This window comes from Thioalkalivibrio sp. AKL7 (assembly GCF_000381705.1).
GTDB classification, from domain to species: Bacteria; Pseudomonadota; Gammaproteobacteria; order Ectothiorhodospirales; family Ectothiorhodospiraceae; genus Thioalkalivibrio; species Thioalkalivibrio versutus.
Window position 1 is genome coordinate 520424 of the sequence record NZ_KB906947.1, and the last position, 17809, is coordinate 538232.

The window sequence follows — 17809 nt, forward strand, 5'->3', positions numbered from 1 at the left end:
TTCATAGCGGGTCGAAGACCAGGTTGACAGAGACTTCTGTGCGTCCCCGATCAGGCCCCTTTCGTTCACTACCCAAAGCACAGCACCCTTGTCTCGGACGACATGGGGCGCCACCGCGAGAACACGCAAACGCCCTTCAAGCCGCGTCTCGCTGAAGATCCTTTTCAACATCTCATATGGCGTATCGTAATCATCGTTACGCCATTGATCTCTCGTATTTTTTCTGTCTCCCGTTATCTGAAACCCAACGCGCCCGGGGGCGAATGTGCGGCAACGTACAGATGCCCTCTCGGTTGCGACCGCAATCTGCCGTTTCGGATGCAAAGCGGGCCCTCCCGGTCGCCGTCGCACTCCAAACGCTCTGCGCCATGCCAACGCGGTGGGTAACGTTTCAGGAGGCACGTAATGATGAAAAAGGTAGCCGCAGTCATGCTCTGCCTGGTTGGACCGTTCACCCTTTCCGTCCAGGCTCAACAAGGATCGGACGCCAACTTTGGGCCCTCCATCGGCGACCGCGAATTCTCGCTTTCCGGAAGCGGCAGCAGTGACCGGAGGTTCGACAACACCAACCTCGGCATCACGGGTGATATCGGCTGGTATCTGCGTGGTCACTTGGTCCTCGGCGTCCGCCAGAGCATCCACTACGCCGACTTCGAGAGCGACTTCCTGACCAATGACTTCTGGAGCGGCGCCACTCGAGGCTATCTCAACCTTCAAGACACAGACGGCCGGATGCGTCCCTTCGCTGGCGGGAGCCTGGGCGCAGTCTACGGCGACGGAGTCAACGACAGCGGGTTCGCCGCATTGGATGGGGGCTTGAAGTACTACCTCCTGGAGGACACCTACGCCCTGGGGCGCATTGAATACCAGTGGTTCTTCAGCCGCTCGAATGACGCAGAGAATGCGTTCCTCGATGGTGCCTTTTCGTACACTGTCGGACTTGGCTACAACTTCTGATTCGCGTCCGGGGCCGGGGCTTTTCAGGCGCACGCTCGAATCGTGAAATCCACACTGGAACAACGGCGCGCCGGCCATGCCTCCGTGGGCTTCGGCGGCATGTCGGATTTCGCCCACGACCGCATTCGTGAACGCGACGGAGTGCGAAGTACGCTATATCGCCCGATCGTGCACGGCTGGGAGAGCCAGGCAGACCAAGCCGAACGCAAAGAATACCCCGCGACGGCTTGCATCCTTCGGGACCAATCGCGATAATGCGCGCCTTCAGTCGATGCGCCCGTAGCTCAGCTGGATAGAGTACCTGGCTACGAACCAGGTGGTCGGAGGTTCGAATCCTTCCGGGCGCGCCATATTTCAGAGAAGAGGCACCCACACCCGGGTGCCTTTTTTCGTTTCCAGTCCCCCAAAGGATTCGAACCTCCGTCCAACAATCCGGTTCGATCCCGAGCGCAGCGAGGAACGTGTCGGCCCCAGGCCGACACCCGGAAGGGCAAGACGCGCAGCGTCGTAGCAATCCTTCCGGGCGCGCCATATTCCAGAGAGAGGGCACCCACATCCGGGTGCCCTTTTTCGTTTCCAGTCCCCCAAAGGGTTCGAACCTCCGTCCAACAATCCGGTTCGATCCCGAGCGCAGCGAGGAACGTGTCGGCCCCAGGCCGACACTCGGAAGGGCAAGACGCGCAGCGTCGCCGCTATCCTTCCGGGCGCGCCACACTCCAGAGAAAGTGCACCCCATTCGGGAGCCCTTTCTCGTTATGGGCTCCAGGGCGTCGGTGACCCCTCTTAACCAGTCACGCCAGCCCCCGTCGTACAAACCATCCAGCAGACCTCTGACGCTGTTCCCCCCACCCTCGCGCAAACACGCTCGAAAAACCCCGATCTGGCAATTGAACCGCGCCGGAACTGGGAGTCCGTTTGGCGCTTATCCGGACCGTGTTTCTCTGACCAGTCCTGAGGCCTCCCCCTTGTCGCTGCATCACATCTGCGTGAACCCCACCGTGCGCTGGCGAACATACGGCGCTGACGCAAGGTGCAAGACTGAAATCGTTGCCTACGACGGGGTAGGCCAGCCCGGCCCTGACCCACCTGCGTCCGGACAAGGAGAAGGTCATCGACATCAAGGCGTTCGGATCTTCCTCGCGTACGCGCGAGGCGCTTCGCCACGACCGCGACACCGAGTTGCTGCGTTCGGAGCTTCTGAGCGTCGAGCAGCTCAAGCGGCATGCGGTCACGCTGGCCGAGCAGCACCGTATCGATCCCCGCCCCGGACCGGACCGGCTGCTGCCACGGCTGGCGGACAATGAACGGGTCCTGATCGCGGCCTACGACGTCATCACCGCGACCCGTGCCGAAGTACCGGGCCAGCGAATCGTGCCGGACGAGGCGTGGCTGCTCGACAACTTCTACCTGATCGAGCAGCAGATCGCGATGGCACGACGGCATCTGCCGGACGGCTACAGCCGGCAGCTGCCGCACCTGGCCGATGGCCCCTCGGCGGGATTCCCGCGCATCTACGACCTGGCGCTGGGACTGATCTCGCACATGGATGGGCGGGTCGATCGCGACAACGCCACCGAGATGATCGCCGCCTATCAAACCGTCGAGCCCCTGAAACTGGGTGAGCTGTGGGCGTTCCCGATCATGCTCCAGCTGGCCTTGCTGGAGAACCTGCGCCGCGTCGGGGTGCGCATCGCCCAGCGCCGCGTGGAGCGCGACGCGGCCATCAGCTGGGCGGACCGCATGCTCGCGGCCGCCGAACGCGAACCCGCGCAGATGATCCAGTTGCTGGCGGAGTTTGCCAGTGCCGATGTACCGCTGACGGCGCCGTTTGTGGAGGAGTTCTACGGCCGGCTCCAGGCGCAGGGGCCGGCCATGGCCTTCGTGCAGACCTGGGTCGAGCAACGGTTGCAGGAACAGGGGGTCACCACTACCGGGTTGTCCGAGGCGTATGGACGCACGGCGGCAGCCAACCAGATTTCCATCGCCAACTGCATCGGCAGCCTGCGGTTCATCTCCTCGATGGACTGGAAGCAGTATGTCGAGTCACTCAGCGTGGTGGAACGGATCCTGATCGAGGATCCAATGGGCAGCTACGCCGGCCAGGACTTCGCGACCCGCGACCGGTATCGCCACGTCATTGAGGAAGTGGCGCGCCACAGCGGCCGCAGCGAACCGACCGTCGCGCACGAAGCCATCGGTCTGGCACAAGCGGCAGCCACACACCGGAACCACCGCGACCGCAATGTGCATGTGGGTTACTACCTGGTCGACCGGGGACGTCCGGACCTGGAGCATGCAGTGGGCTACCGGCCCTCGTGGAGATCCCGCATCCGCGGGGTGTTCCGGGAACACAGCCTGCCCCTGTATCTGGGGCCCATTGGGCTGCTCACGCTCGTCATCGCAGGGGTTGCGGCAGCCCTTGGAGGCTTCTTCGGCGCCGGTTCCGGGTGGAACTGGCTGCTTGCGCTTCCGCTCCTGATCGCCGCCTCGGCGCTGGCGATCGCCCTGGTGAACCTGCTGTACACGCGCGTTTTGCCACCACGGGCCTTGCCGCGCATGGATTTTTCCCACGGGATTCCCGACCGCCACCGCACCATGGTGGTCGTACCCACCCTGCTGGGAAGTCCTCAGGACGTCGATGATCTGCTCGAAGCCATGGAGATCCGCTATCTCGGGAATCGTGATCCCAACCTGTTTTTCGCCCTGCTGACGGACTTCCGCGACGCGCCCGAACAAACCATGCCCGGGGACGAGGCCCTGCTCGCCCATGCGCGCAGTGCAGTCGAACAACTCAACCAGACCTACAGCGACGACCGCCCCTGCATCTTTTACTTGTTCCACCGGCCCCGGGTGTGGAATCCGTTCGAGCAGATATGGATGGGCCATGAGCGCAAGCGCGGCAAACTGGAGCAGTTCAATGCGCGGCTGCGAGGCGAAGCCCTGACCGCCTTCTCCGATCTCGTTGGCGATCCGTCCGTGCTCGCGTCGATCCAGTACGTCATCACCCTGGATACCGATACACAGCTACCGCGCGACGCCGCCCGCGCCCTGATCGGCAATCTGGCGCATCCCCTCAACCGCCCGGTCTACGACCCCGAAAAGGGCCGCGTGGTGGAGGGCTATGCGATCCTCCAGCCCCGCGCGATGATCAGCCTGACCAGCGCCGAGCAGTCGCACTTCAGCCGATTGTTTGCCGGCGAGTCCGGCCTCGACCCGTATACCCGTGAAGTGTCGGACGTCTACCAGGATGTCTTCTGCGAAGGCTCGTTTATCGGCAAGGGCATCTATGACGTGGATGCGTTCCGCCAGGCCGTCGACGGACGCTTTCCGGAAAACCTGATCCTCAGTCACGACCTGCTCGAAAGCGGGTATGCGCGGTCGGCCCTGGTGACCGATATCGAACTGATCGAGGAACACCCGGCCAGTGTTGCCATCGAGGCCAGTCGGCGCCACCGCTGGATACGCGGCGACTGGCAACTGGCAGGCTGGCTGCGCCCGCGGGTACCGGGGCCGCCCGGCCCGGACGGATCCATGGGACCGCGCCAGCCGAACCCGCTCTCGGCCCTGTCGCGCTGGAAACTGTTCGACAACCTGCGGCGCAGCCTGGTGGCGCCCGCGCTGGTGCTCCTGCTTGCAGGGGGCTGGCTGCTGGGACCGGCGTGGCTGTGGACCCTGCTGGTCGTGGCCGTGGTGCTCCTGCCCACCCTGCTGTCCAGCATCATCGAGCTGATCGACAAGCCCACCGGACGCGACTGGGCGCCACACTTGAACCTGACCGGACGGTCGACCGGCCGGCCGCTGCTGCTCGCCCTGCTGACCCTGGCCTTCCTGCCCTACGACGCGCGGATCAGCGTGGGTGCGATCCTGCACTCGGGCATCCGCATGCTGTACACGCGCAGCGGTCTGCTGCTGTGGTACCTGCCATCGTACGCGCGCCGCAACGCCCGCCAGACGCCGGCCGGTTTCTTCCGGGAGATGGCGAGCGCACCCGGCCTTGCCGTCGTGCTGGGCATGCTACTGGCCCTGACCGGCAGCCCGGCGGCGGTCTGGCTTGCCGCCGCCCCGATCCTGCTGCTGTGGCTGGTCTCGCCGGTGATCGGCTGGTGGATCAGCCGGCCGCTGATCGTTTCCACCCCGGACCTGAGCGCGGATCAGCGGGCCTTCCTGCGGGCCGTGGCCCGACGCACCTGGCGCTACTTCCTGGACTTCGTCGGCCCCGAAGACCACTGGCTCCCACCCGACAATTTTCAGGAATCCCCCGCCTCGGCCATCGCCACGCGGACCTCGCCGACCAACATGGGCATGGCGCTACTGGCCGATCTGGCAGCGGTCGATTTCGGCTATCTCACGACCGGGGAATGCCTGGAACGCATCGGCAATACCCTGGGCTCGATGGAGCAGCTGGAACGCTATCGCGGGCATTTCTACAACTGGTACGACACCCGCACGCTGCAACCCCTCCAGCCGCAATACGTATCGTCGGTGGACAGCGGTAACCTGGCCGGCAGCCTGCTGACCCTGCAGGCCGGCCTGCAGGAGCTGAAGCACCAACCGATACTGACCGCGAACGCGTGGCAGGGCCTACAGGACACCCTGGAGGTGCTCGCCGAACACTTGCCCCCTGCTTCCGCGCCCGAGTTGACGAAAACGGTCGGCCGGCTGCAGGAGACCCTGCGCACCCTGATGCTGAACGGCCCCCCGCAGACCCTGGAGGCCGCCACCCGTGCGCTCGGCGAGCTTCACCGACTACTCGGAGGCATGCTCCTCGAGGAGCCGCCGCCAGGTACCGAAACCGACCCTGAACTGGATGCCTGGACGCAGGCATTCCAGCGCCAGGCCAAGGCCCTCCAGGAAGAGTTCGCGCAGCTGGTTCCCGCCACGTGGCCGGACAACGGCCTCCCGACGCTGGCGGAACTGGCCCGAGCGGATACTGGAGATGGCGGGGCCCGGGCGCAGATCGACCGCATCGATGACCTGATCGGGCGTTGCAGCGCACTGGCGACCATGGATTTCGAGTTTCTCTACGACGCGCCGCGCGACCTGCTGGCCATCGGCTATGACGTGACCGAACGGCGGCGTGACCCATCGTGCTACGACCTGCTGGCATCGGAAGCCCGCCTGGCCAGTTTCCTGCTCATCGCGCAGGGACAGGTGCCGCAGAAACACTGGTTCACGCTCGGCCGCCTGCTGACTCGCCATGGAGGCGACATCAGCCTGATCTCGTGGAGCGGCTCCATGTTCGAGTACCTGATGCCGCAGCTCATCATGCCGAGCTACGCCAATACCCTGCTGGACCAGACCGGCAAGGCGGCCGTGGCACGCCAGATCGAATACGGCCGTCAACGGGCAGTGCCCTGGGGTATATCCGAGTCCTGTTACAGCGCCACGGATCTCCATCAGGTGTACCAGTACCGCGCCTTCGGCGTTCCCGGCCTCGGCCTGAAGCGGGGGCTGGGCGATGACCTGGTGATCGCACCCTACGCCAGCGCCCTGGCCCTGACCGTGGCACCGCAGGACGCCTGCCGTAACCTCCAGAACCTGGCGGATCAGGGATTCCTCGGCGCCTACGGGTTCTACGAGGCGATCGACTATACGGCGACCCGGGTGCCGCACGGCAATCCGCATGCCGTTGTGCGCTCCTTCATGGCGCATCACCAGGGCATGAGCCTGCTCGCCTTTGCCCATGTCCTGCTCGATCAGCCAATGCAGCGCCGTTTCATGTCCGATCCGCTGGTGCGGGCGACCGAATTGCTGCTCCAGGAACGGGTGCCAAAGAAGGGCGCCACCGTGCACCCGCACGCTGCGGAGGTCAGTGCCGCCGCTCGCCCCTCCGGCGCGGACACCGGTTCGATCATGCGCATGTTCACCGACCCGGACACGCCGATGCCCGAGGTTCATCTGCTGTCGAACGGTCGTTACCACGTCGTGGCGACGCATGCCGGCGGCAGCGCCAGCCGCTGGCGCGACCTCGCCGTCACCCGCTGGCGCGAGGATGCCACCACCGATGGCTGGGGCACGTTTATCTACCTGCGCGACCGCGACAGCGGCACCTACTGGTCGACAGCCCACCAGCCCACCCTGCGCCCCGCCGACCACTACGAGGCGATCTTCGTCCAGGGGCGGGCGGAATACCGCCGCCGCGACCACGCGATCGAGGCCCACACCGAGCTCTGTGTCTCGCCCGAGGACGATGTCGAGATCCGCCGCGTCACCCTCACCAACCAGTCGTCCAGTACCCGCCACATCGAGGTGACCAGCTACGCGGAGGTGGTGCTGGCGCCGTTGAACAACGACCTCGCGCACCGCTCGTTCAGCAATCTGTTCGTGCAGACCGAGATCCTGCCGGAGCGCCAGGCGATCCTCTGCACGCGGCGCCCACGCACGCCGGGCGAACAAGTACCCTGGATGTTCCACCTGATGGCGGCCCCGGGTGCGACAACCGACGAACCCTCCTACGAGACCGACCGTGCCCGCTTCATCGGCCGCGGGCGCAGCGCCGCCAACCCGCTGGTGCTCGACAAGCCGGACAGCGAGGCGACCCTTTCCAATACGGATGGGCCGGTGCTCGACCCCGTGGTCGCGATCCGCCGCACCCTGACCCTGGCGCCCGACGAGTCGGCCAGCGTGCAGATCATCTCCGGGGCCGTGGACACCCGCGAGACCGCACTGGCCCTGCTGGAAAAGTATTGCGACCGCTACTTTGTCGAGCGGGCATTCGAGATGGCCTGGTTCCAGAGCCAGGAGGTGCTGCGCCACATCAATGCCACCGAAGTCGATGCCCAGCTCTTCGGTCGCCTGGCCAGTTCCGTCGTCTACGGCAACGCCCTGCGCCGCACCGAGCCCGCCACCATCGCGCGCAACCGGCTGGGCCAGTCCGGGCTGTGGCGCTTCGGCATCTCGGGGGACCTGCCCATTGTCCTGTTGCATATCCGCAACCTGGATCGCATCGGCCTGGTCCGGCAGATCCTGCAGGCCCACACCTACTGGCGTCTGAAGGGCCTGGCCGCGGACCTGGTGATCGTGAACGAGGACTTCTCCGGCTACCGCGCCCTGCTCCAGGATCAAATCATGGGGCTGATCCACGCCGGACCCGAGGCGCAGGTCGTCGACCACCCCGGCGGGGTCTTCGTGCGGCGTGCCGAAGAACTGACCGAGGACGAACGGGTGTTGCTGCAGACGGTGGCGCGGATCGTCTTCAGCGACACGGCCAAGACCCTGAGCGAAGAGATGGACCGGAGGCTCTCGGCCAAGTCGCTGGATCGGCGGGTCTCGAACAAGGGACGATCGGTGGATCGGCGCCGCTCGAAGCCGGGCCGATCGGTGGACCGGCGCGTGACCGCAACGCGTGCCTCCGATCTGCTGGAACCCGCCAAGCCCGCCACCCCCGAAGCGGTTCATCCGCTGGCGTCACGCGAGCGGGTCTTCAGCAACGGGCTGGGCGGCTTCACCCCCGACGGGCAGGAATACGTGGTCACCCTGGAGCCCGGCCAGACGACCCCGGCGCCGTGGGTCAACGTCATCGCCAGCCCCCACATTGGCACGGTCGTCAGCGAGAGCGGCAGTGCCTACACCTGGGTCGAGAACGCGCACGAGTTCCGCCTCACCACCTGGCACAACGATCCGCTCTCCGACGCCAGCGGCGAGGCCTTCTACATCCGCGACGAGGAGACCGGGATGTTCTGGTCACCCACGCCGCTGCCAGCCCGCGGCCAATCCGGCTACGTATGCCGGCACGGGTTTGGCTACAGCGTGTTCGAGCACACCGAATCGGAGATCGCCTCGAAGCTGCATACCTACGTCGCCATGGACGCTCCGGTGAAGATCGTGCGGGTCAAACTGAGCAACACATCGCAGCGGCCACGCAGCCTGTCGCTGACCGGGTACTGGGAACTGGTGCTCGGCGAGTGGCGGCACGCGAACATGATGCACATCGTCACCGAAGCCGATGCGCAAACCGGGGCGCTGCTGGCCCGCAATGCCTACGGCCGCGAATGCGCCAACCGGGTGGTGTTTGCCCATGTCGGCGGACGCGAGCGCTGGATCAGCGGGAGTCGCAACGAATTCATTGGCCGCAACCGCTCGCTGGCCAGCCCGGAGGCGATGCGCCTTAAGCGGCTGTCCGGCAAGACCGGGCCCGGCCTCGACCCGTGCGCCGCGCTCCAGACCCGGATCGAACTGGCTGCAGGAGAGGAACAAGAGATCGTGTTCGTCTTCGGTGCGGCCGCCAACGCCGACGAGGCGCGCCAGTACATCCAGCGATTCGGCGGCCGCGCCGGCGCGCGCCACGCCCTCGAAGCGGTCTGGGAGTACTGGAATCACACGCTGGGCGCGGTGCATGTGGACACGCCCGACCCCGCCCTGAACGTGCTGGCCAACGGCTGGCTGGTGTATCAGACGATATCGTGCCGGCTGTGGGGCCGCAGCGGCTATTACCAGTCCGGCGGTGCCTACGGGTTCCGGGATCAGTTGCAGGACACCATGGCGCTCGTCCATGCCACGCCCTGGCTGGCCCGCGAACAGCTGCTTCGTTGTGCCGGACGCCAGTTCCCGCAGGGCGACGTGCAGCACTGGTGGCACCCGCCCAACGGCCAGGGCGTGCGCACCCGGTTCTCCGACGACTACCTGTGGCTGCCCTATGCCGCCTGTCGCTACGTGGCAGCCACCGGGGACACCGGCGTGCTCGACGAGTCCATCGCGTTCCTGGAGGGCCGCGAACTCCATGCGGACGAGGAGGCCTACTACGACCAGCCGCAGACCTCGTCGGAATCGGCCAGCCTCTATGAACACTGCGTGCGCGCCCTTCGGCACGGCCTGCGTTTCGGCGAACACCACCTGCCGCTGATGGGTTGCGGCGACTGGAACGACGGCATGAATCTGGTCGGCAACGAGGGCAAGGGCGAGAGCGTGTGGCTCGCGTGGTTCCTGTTCGAGAATCTCGAGCGATTCGCCGACCTCGCACGCAAGCACGGCGACGCGGACTTTGCCGAGTTGTGCACCGCGCAGGCCGAAGCGCTTCGCGACAACATCGAAGCCGAAGCCTGGGACGGTGCCTGGTACCGGCGCGCCTGGTTCGACAATGGGACTCCGCTGGGTTCGTCCAGCAACGAGGAGTGCCAGATCGATTCGATCAGCCAGAGCTGGGCGATCCTCTCCGGGGGTGGCGACCCGCTGCGCGCCCGCCAGGCAATGGCGGCGGTGGACACGCGCCTGGTGCGACGCGACGAGCGGATCATCCAGCTGCTCGACCCGCCCTTCGACCACTCCGACCTGGAACCGGGGTACATCAAGGGCTACATCCCCGGTGTGCGCGAGAACGGCGGCCAGTACACCCATGCCGCGATCTGGACCACGATGGCATTCGCCAGGATGGGCGACACGGAACGCGCCTGGGAGTTCTTCGCCATGCTCAATCCCATCCACCAGGGCAGCACCCCGGAGGCGATCGAACGCTACCGGGTCGAGCCCTACGTGATGTGCGCGGATATCTACGGCGCCCCACCGCACACCGGCCGCGGCGGCTGGACCTGGTACACCGGGGCGGCCGGCTGGATGTACCGGCTGACGGTCGAGACCCTGCTGGGCCTGCACCTGGAGGCCGACCATCTGCGCATCGCGCCCCGCATCCCTGCGGACTGGGACGCCTACCGCATCCACTACCGCTACCGCGAGACGGTCTACCACATCACCATCCGGCCGATCGGGGAACCTGAAGGTCAGGCGACGCGCATGACGGTGGACGGTGTCGAGTGCCCGGATTCACGCATCCCATTGGTGGACGACCACCAGGAGCATCATGTCGAACTCCATCTCGTTACAAAGGCATGATCGCGCCCGCACCAGCCAGCGACCAATGCCGCATGGCCCACACGGCCCGGCCCATCGGCCCGGAACGATGGCAACGCCCATTGAACCGGCCGCGTGTTCGCTAGCGCACAGACCCCCTGGAGGGTCGGTGCCAAGGTTGGGCATGAGCGTTCGACCCCGCGCGGACACCGCGCCGGCCTGCCATCTGCGTGCGTCCGGTCGAATCGTTTGTGATGAATCTTTACACCTGGTGGTACACGCAGACGGCCACGAGGCGTGCCGAACCCCGAATGCGACAGGGACGATACCATGAGGCTTGAGTACCAGATGAGGGATGAGTACCAGACCAAGAACGCATTGCGGCGCGCGGCGGAGGCCCGCCTCGCAAGGGTCGCTTCCCGGGAGCCCCCCGAATCGACCCAGGCGCTCGTGCACGAACTCCGGGTTCATCAGATCGAACTGGAGATACAGAACGAGACCCTGCGTCAGGCCCAGCATGAACTGGAGGAATCGCGTAACCGCTATGTCGATCTCTTCGAATCCGCCCCTGTGGCCTATGTGATCCTTGCGCGCGATGGCCGATTGACCGACGCCAATCAGCTCGCCACCCGGCTCCTGGGCCTCACCCAGGCACAGTTGCTTGAACATTCCTTCGACCAGTTCATCGCTTCCTGCGACCGGGGGCGGTGGCAGGAACGGGCCGCGGCCGTGTGGGCGGGCCGCCTCGACGCACCCCAGGAGCACGAACTTCTACTCCAGAATGCGGAGGGCTCACAGTTCCCGGCCCAACTGCAATGCGGCGCACTGGACCGCTCCCACACCGGGACCACCATGCGCATCGCGTTCTTCGACATCACTGAGCGCGCCGAGGCCGCGGCAGAGATCCACCGGCTGGCCTATTTCGATGCGCTGACCGGCCTTCCCAACCGTCGGCTCCTGCTGGACCGCCTGGCCCAGACGCTGGCGGCATCCGAGCGCAAGGGCCTCTACGGCGCGATCGTGTTTCTCGACCTCGACGATTTCAAGGTGCTCAATGATACCCGGGGTCACGACGCCGGCGATCGGCTCCTCGCCGAGTTGGGACAGCGCCTGCGTGCCGGGCTGCGCGAAGGCGATACCGTGGCGCGCATGGGTGGAGACGAATTCGTGGTCATCCTGGATGGCCTGGGGCCGACGCGGGACAGCGCCGCCCTGCTCGCCCAGAGCATTGGCGAGAAACTGCGTCAAAGCATTGCCGAGCCCGTCGATCTCGGCGACTTCGCGTTCCACTGCACGACCAGTATCGGCGTGCGCCTGTTCGGTCCGGGCGAAGCCGAAGAAGAATTGCTCCAGCATGCCGATCTGGCCCTGTACCGGGCGAAATCGGCCGGACGTAACCGGGTAATCTTCTTTGACCCGTCCATGCAGGCAGTGCTGGATGCCCGGGGCATCCTGGAGGACGCACTGGGCCAGGCGCTAAGCAAGGGACAGCTCGAACTCCACTACCAACCCCGGTTCGATGGAACACGGCGCGTGGTGGGGGCCGAGTCGCTGCTGCGCTGGCGACACCCGAAACACGGATTGATGGCGCCTGGCGCCTTCCTCGGGATGGCCGCGCAGACGGGTCTGATCCTGCCCATCGGACGCTGGGTGCTGGAGATCGCCTGCGCCCAGCTCGCCGCCTGGGCGCAGGATCCCGCTACCCGCGAACTTACCCTGGCGGTCAATATCAGTGCGCTGGAGTTCCGGCAGGCCGATTTCATCGATCAGGTCCGCCAGGCACTGGAGTCCACTGGCGCCAATCCGGAAAGGCTGACCCTGGAGCTGACCGAGGGCGCGACCCTCGACAGCAGTGAAGCGACCATCGCGCGGTCGTGCCAGCTCATGGACCTCGGCGTTCGCTTATCGGTGGATGACTTCGGAAGGGGGTGGTCGTCCCTGTCTCGCCTTACTCGGCTGCGGCTGCAGGAAATCAAGATCGACCGATCGCTGGTGGCCAACATGGGTCAACCGGGGAATGACGCCACCCTGGTTTCGGCCATCCTCGCCCTGTCCAAGAGCCTGGGGCTCGCGACCGTTGCCGAAGGCGTGGAAACCGAGGCACAGCGCCGTCTCCTCGCCGATCAGGACTGCGATACCTTCCAGGGTTTCCTGTTCAGCGCGCCACTGCCACTGGACGATTTTCAGCGGCTATTGCGCAAGGCAGGGCCGTGCCCTTAGCCGTTGCGGCGAGCAGCGCTCGTCGAGGTTCGGCTCCGCATTTTCTGTCGCAGCCGTTCCTGCCCGCTCCAGACTCTGGCAAGGGCACTCCTGGAGAAGACAGGGCCATCGCCCCCGTCTGCGCAGCTACCCGTGCGGTCAAGGGCATCACCGGGGGCGTTTCCGAGCTCGTTGGCGGTCATGATCACTCCTCTCTCCGGACCGAATGCGCGTTCCATAGCGCGGACAGCCCTCCTCATTCTGGCTTCCCCAGGCAGAAAGCCGCCAACCCGCTACCCGGGCTGACCCGGCTTGGGCAAACGCGACCGGACAAGAATGCCATGCCCCTGCGGACGACTCTGTTCGCCGCCGAACAAAACAACCTTCCCTTCCCTGCCTTGCCCCTCCGATCGGTAACCGGACCAGGCGCGGCGCACCGCCCGTTGGTCGACAAGTTGGGGGCCCACGCGCCGGTTGAACTCAAGCCGGCCCGCCTGCCCCGCAGTAACGCCGGATCTTTCTCGCTTGCGGAAAGGCCCGCTATGTGTGCGGGATCGTACAGACAGCCCATCGGGCACGCGCCAGACTTTCTCACAGGTGCTGGTCAAGAAGACCCGGCCACAAAAAGGCCCACAACACTGAGGGAAACGCCATGACACTGGGAACCATTCTGCTCATCGTCCTCGTCCTGCTGTTGATCGGCGTGATCCCGACGTGGCCGCATAGCCGGAACTGGGGTTATGCCCCGGGCGGGGTAATCGGCGTGGTGCTGATCATCCTTCTCATCCTGCTACTCACCGGCCGGATCTAGTCCCGATCGTTCCTGCCGACGGACATGCCGCCACCGACACCCCGAAGCCAAGGCAGCCCCGGACCGACACCGTCCACGGTGACTTGGTCCATACTCATCTGGAGAACAAGAAATGAGACAGTTGCGATATTTACCCCCGATCTTCCTGACCCTTTTGCTGGCCCTGCTCCTCGCGGGTTGCGCTGGATCGGGTGAACGACAGACGGTCGGCGAGTACGTCGACGACAGCGTGATCACCACCAAGGTGAAGGCGGCATTGTTCAACGAGCCATCCCTGAGCGGCTTCGAAGTCAGCGTCGAGACCTACGAGGGCCGCGTGCAGTTGAGCGGCTTCGTCAGTTCCCAGGAGGACATCAACAAGGCCGTCGAGATCGCACGTGGCGTCGAGGGCGTACGGTCGGTCGAGAACGACATGCAGCTCAAATAGCGGCCGGACGCGAACAGCCGGCCCCGATACGCACGCGCGGCCCCCCTGCCGAGGCCGCGGTGGCGCGCCGCCACTCGTCCATGCTCCATGACGGCCCGCCCATTGGGGCGGGCCGTCATCGGTTTGCCTACTCCCGCAACGCGGCTTCCAGCCTCTTGGTCTCGGTGATATCGACCATGGTGATCACCACCCCATCGATCACGTTGTCCACCCGCCGATAGGGCATGATGCGGACCGTGAACCAGCGCCCGTCGTCGGTCGTGATCTGTTTCTCCGAGACGGCCAGGGTGCGCAGGGTATCGCGGGCATCGTCATGCAGCTCCGGGTATTCCAGGCTGGTGGTCAGATCGCTCAGCGGCCGGCCGACATCGCTCTCCCGGAGTCGGAAGACCCGGGCCGCCTGATCGGTATAACGCCGGACATCCAGATTCTGATCCAGGAACAGGATGGCGATATCGATGCTGTTGAGCACGTTCTGCATGTCGCTCTGCGCGAGCGCGAGATCGTCCAGCTTGGCCTGCAGCTCGGCATTGATCGTCTGCAGTTCCTCGTTCATGGACTGCATCTCTTCCTTCGAGCTGTTGAGCTCCTCGTTGGTCGACTGCAGTTCCTCGTTGGCGGATTGCAGCTCCTCGGTCGCAGCCTGCGAGTCTTCCCGGGCCGTGCGCGCCTCTTCGCGCAAGGCCTCGATCTCGGCGCGGTATTGCTGCAGCTGGGCATCATGCGCCGCCGGCATGGGCCCCTTGCCCTTGTTCTTGTTCCCGCGCCCACCCCGCCCGGCCGTGCTCGGGGCCAGATCACGGAAGACGATCATGGTCATGCCCCGCAAGGGGGATGCGTCATGAAAGGCATGCACGGTGACATCGACGCGCTGCACTCCGGCGTGCGTGGACACTTCCAGGCTATGCAGATGCACGGGGCGGTCGGCCTTCGCGGCCTGCTTCAACGCCCCGACCAGAGGTCCACCCAGGCCTTCGCGCGCCATGGCGAAGATATTCCAGTTAGCCTTGCCGGCGGCCGGCTCGAGGTACTTTCCGGTATGGCCGCTGACGTAGACGATATCCCCATCGGCGTTGAGCACCACCGCGGCCGGCGCATACACCTGCAGCAGGACCTGATCGGCCTCCGCCTGCAGCGCATCGGTGGGTTGGGAGGAAACCTCGGATGGGGACACGGGACGCTCCTTGCTCGGGCCCGACAGCGGCGGGAAGGCATGCAGCAGGAAATCACGCCCACCCATGTAGGTGTGATCCTGGCGCTGATAGAACCGCATCCGCGACTCGATCGGCGTGAACAGATGGTTGAATTGCCCGACGGTCTCGGAAGTCCCCAGAAACAGCACGCCACCCGGGCGCAGGGTGTAGTGGAACAGGGGCAGCAGCTTGCGTTGCAACACCGGCCCAAAATAGATCAGCAGGTTGCGGCAGGCAATCAGGTCGAGCTTGGTGAATGGCGGGTCGAGGATCACGTCATGCTGGGAGAACAGCACCATGTCCCGAATGCCCGGTATCACCTGATAGTGGTGTTCATGGGCGGTAAAGAAACGCTCCAGCCGTTCGGGCGACACATCGTCCGCGATCGCGAGTGGATACCGGCCCCGGCGCGCGGTCGCAATGCCGTCCGGACTCAAATCCGACGCGAAGATCTGCAGCGTGACGGCAGGCGGCGGCTGCGATCGCTCCATGACCTCGGTGAACACCATGGCCAGCGAATAGGCCTCCTCGCCGGTCGAACAGCCAATCACCCAGGCGCGAAGCTTCTCTGCCCCCTTCTGCCGCTCCAGAAGCCCGGGCAGCACCGTATCCGCCAGATACTCCCAGGCGGCGGGATCACGGAAGAAACGGGTCACGCCGATCAGCAGTTCCTTGAACAGCAGTTCGGATTCCTGCGCGTTGTGTTCGAGGAACGCCGCGTACTCCTCCAGCGAGGCGATGCCATGGATGGCCATGCGCCGTTCCGTCCGGCGCTGCAGCGTGCTGGGCTTGTACAGCGAAAAGTCATGGCGAATCCGCTGCTGCAACGCGGCAACGATCCGTTCCAGAGGCGTGGAGCTATCCAAGGGGGGCGCCTCTTCTGAAACGACGCTCGCCTCGCGCACGACGGCCAGGATCCGTTCCGGCAACTCGCTCGGCGTCGCCACGATATCGGCACACCCCGCATTGATGGCGCTTCGGGGCATCGAGTCGAACTGCGCCGATTCTGGGTCTTGCACCGCCGTCAGGCCGCCCACGGCCTTGATCGCCTCCAGGCCCGCCGTTCCGTCCGAGCCCATACCGGAGAGCACGACACCGATGGCGCGTTCGCCTTGCCCACTGGCCAGCGACGAAAACAGGATATTGACTGGCAAGCGCATGCCCCGTGGCTCCGCGGGTGCGGCCAAATGCAGTGTCGTGCCGACCACGGTGAGTTCCGTGTTCGGCGGAATCACATACACGTGACCCGGTTCGATGCGCATCCCCTGTTCGGCCGCACGCACTGGCATGGCCGTAACCCGCTGCAGCAGTTCGGGCAGCAACCCCTTCTGGGTGGGATCAAGATGCTGCACCACGACACAAGCAATGCCGCGATTCGGCGGTATGCGGTGCAGAAACTCCTCCAGCGCGACCAGACCGCCGGCCGATGCCCCGATTCCTATAATGCGCACCGCCTCCGGAGCATCGACAGGGGAACGGTTACCCATACTCAGCGCCTCTCGGGCAGACTCATCGCGGCGATGATTCGCACCTCGAGACGATCAGCAATACGTCCTCGCCCCCCGGGCCCAGGCTCGCGGTGATTCGCAAAAGTTCTGCGCCATTACCCCCTCGGCCGCTGGATTCGACCGAGCAGCAGACACCCCCGGCGCCTTCCCGGCACGCTTCAACCACGCCCTGGATCGCCGACTGGCTGCCCTGCGCGAACCACGACGCCAGGGGCGCGCCCTCGAGTCCATCCGGTGCCGTACCGAGCAGCTCCGCTCCGGCGCGATTGCCTTCGCGGATTCTTCCATCGAGCCCGACCACCAGATACCCCACCGGCGCAAACTCATAGAGACTTCGATAACGCGCCAGGGCCTGGTCCAGCTCCTCCTGGTCGGTTCTCAGCTGGAAATTCTGCAGATCCAGCTCGACCTGGTGGGTCTGCAGTTCACTCAGCAGCCTGAGGGCATCCGCGGCGGTATCGGGGTCACTCGCCAGGCGGTAAAGGAGCGTCAGCGAATCCGGGCCAACCGTCCAGCCACCGGTAGGCGGAGCCGAACCCTCTTTAAGCCGGCACTCCGCCTCATGGCGCAATTGCAACTGTCTCTCGAACTCCGGGCTCAGCTTCCGCATCGGTCCTCCAGTCAAATCCATCCCGAGGTCACCGCCCCTGGTGCGCGCATAATAGCCCGGTGCCGGGCCGCTCTGCTTCCCGGCGGACGCACCGCGTTCGCAGCCGGTGACCGGTTTCACTCGCGGAAAGTCCGGGTCAGGTGGAATCCTTGATGTCCTTCTTCAGGTCGCCATATCCCGCCTGGAGCTTTCCACCCGCCTTCTGAGCGCTTCCTTTCACTTCCAGTTCCTTGTTGCCAACGACCTTGCCGGCGGTCTGCTTTGCCTGGCCCTTCGCCTCTTCGACGCGGCCCTTGATCTGGTCCTTGTTCATGTTGTTCT

The 17809-nt window shown here is 65.3% G+C and carries 8 protein-coding genes and 1 tRNA gene; 6 read left to right on the plus strand and 3 right to left on the minus strand.

The window, feature by feature from the left end; translation table 11 throughout:
- Nucleotides 1–405 precede the first annotated feature (405 nt).
- The 6 genes from G315_RS0102335 (at nt 406) to G315_RS0102360 (ending at nt 14177) form a co-directional block, all read left to right on the plus strand.
- Nucleotides 406–957 (plus strand): hypothetical protein, encoded by a 552-nt coding sequence (locus G315_RS0102335; RefSeq protein WP_019611846.1) that lies wholly within the window; start codon nt 406–408, stop codon nt 955–957.
- 273 nt (nt 958–1230) lie between these two features.
- A tRNA-Arg gene (locus G315_RS0102340) sits at nt 1231–1307 on the plus strand.
- An 829-nt stretch (nt 1308–2136) separates the two neighbouring features.
- Nucleotides 2137–10782: a GH36-type glycosyl hydrolase domain-containing protein gene (locus G315_RS0102345; RefSeq protein WP_019611847.1), complete on the plus strand. Its 8646-nt coding sequence runs from the start codon at nt 2137–2139 to the stop codon at nt 10780–10782.
- Between the two features lie 408 nt (nt 10783–11190).
- Nucleotides 11191–12960, plus strand: a complete 1770-nt coding sequence (locus tag G315_RS0102350) for an EAL domain-containing protein (RefSeq protein ID WP_026182095.1) — start codon at nt 11191–11193, stop codon at nt 12958–12960.
- Between the two features lie 631 nt (nt 12961–13591).
- Nucleotides 13592–13750: a DUF3309 family protein gene (locus G315_RS13970; RefSeq protein WP_018145506.1), complete on the plus strand. Its 159-nt coding sequence runs from the start codon at nt 13592–13594 to the stop codon at nt 13748–13750.
- Between the two features lie 112 nt (nt 13751–13862).
- Nucleotides 13863–14177, plus strand: coding sequence for a BON domain-containing protein (locus G315_RS0102360; RefSeq protein WP_018145505.1), 315 nt, complete (start codon nt 13863–13865; stop codon nt 14175–14177).
- Between the two features lie 127 nt (nt 14178–14304).
- On the opposite strand, the gene G315_RS0102365 is transcribed toward G315_RS0102360, so the two are convergent.
- The 3 genes from G315_RS0102365 to G315_RS0102375 form a co-directional block, all read right to left on the minus strand.
- Nucleotides 14305–16857, minus strand: a complete 2553-nt coding sequence (locus G315_RS0102365; protein WP_019611848.1) for a chemotaxis protein CheB — start codon at nt 16855–16857, stop codon at nt 14305–14307.
- Nucleotides 16858–16879: 22 nt separating this feature from the next.
- The gene (locus G315_RS0102370; RefSeq protein WP_018145503.1) at nt 16880–17488 is read right to left on the minus strand and encodes a PAS domain S-box protein; all 609 of its coding nucleotides are present in this window, start codon (nt 17486–17488) and stop codon (nt 16880–16882) included.
- Between the two features lie 136 nt (nt 17489–17624).
- Nucleotides 17625–17801 carry a CsbD family protein gene (locus G315_RS0102375; RefSeq protein WP_018145502.1) on the minus strand — a complete coding sequence of 59 codons (177 nt, stop codon included), beginning with the start codon at nt 17799–17801 and terminating at the stop codon, nt 17625–17627.
- Nucleotides 17802–17809 lie beyond the last annotated feature (8 nt).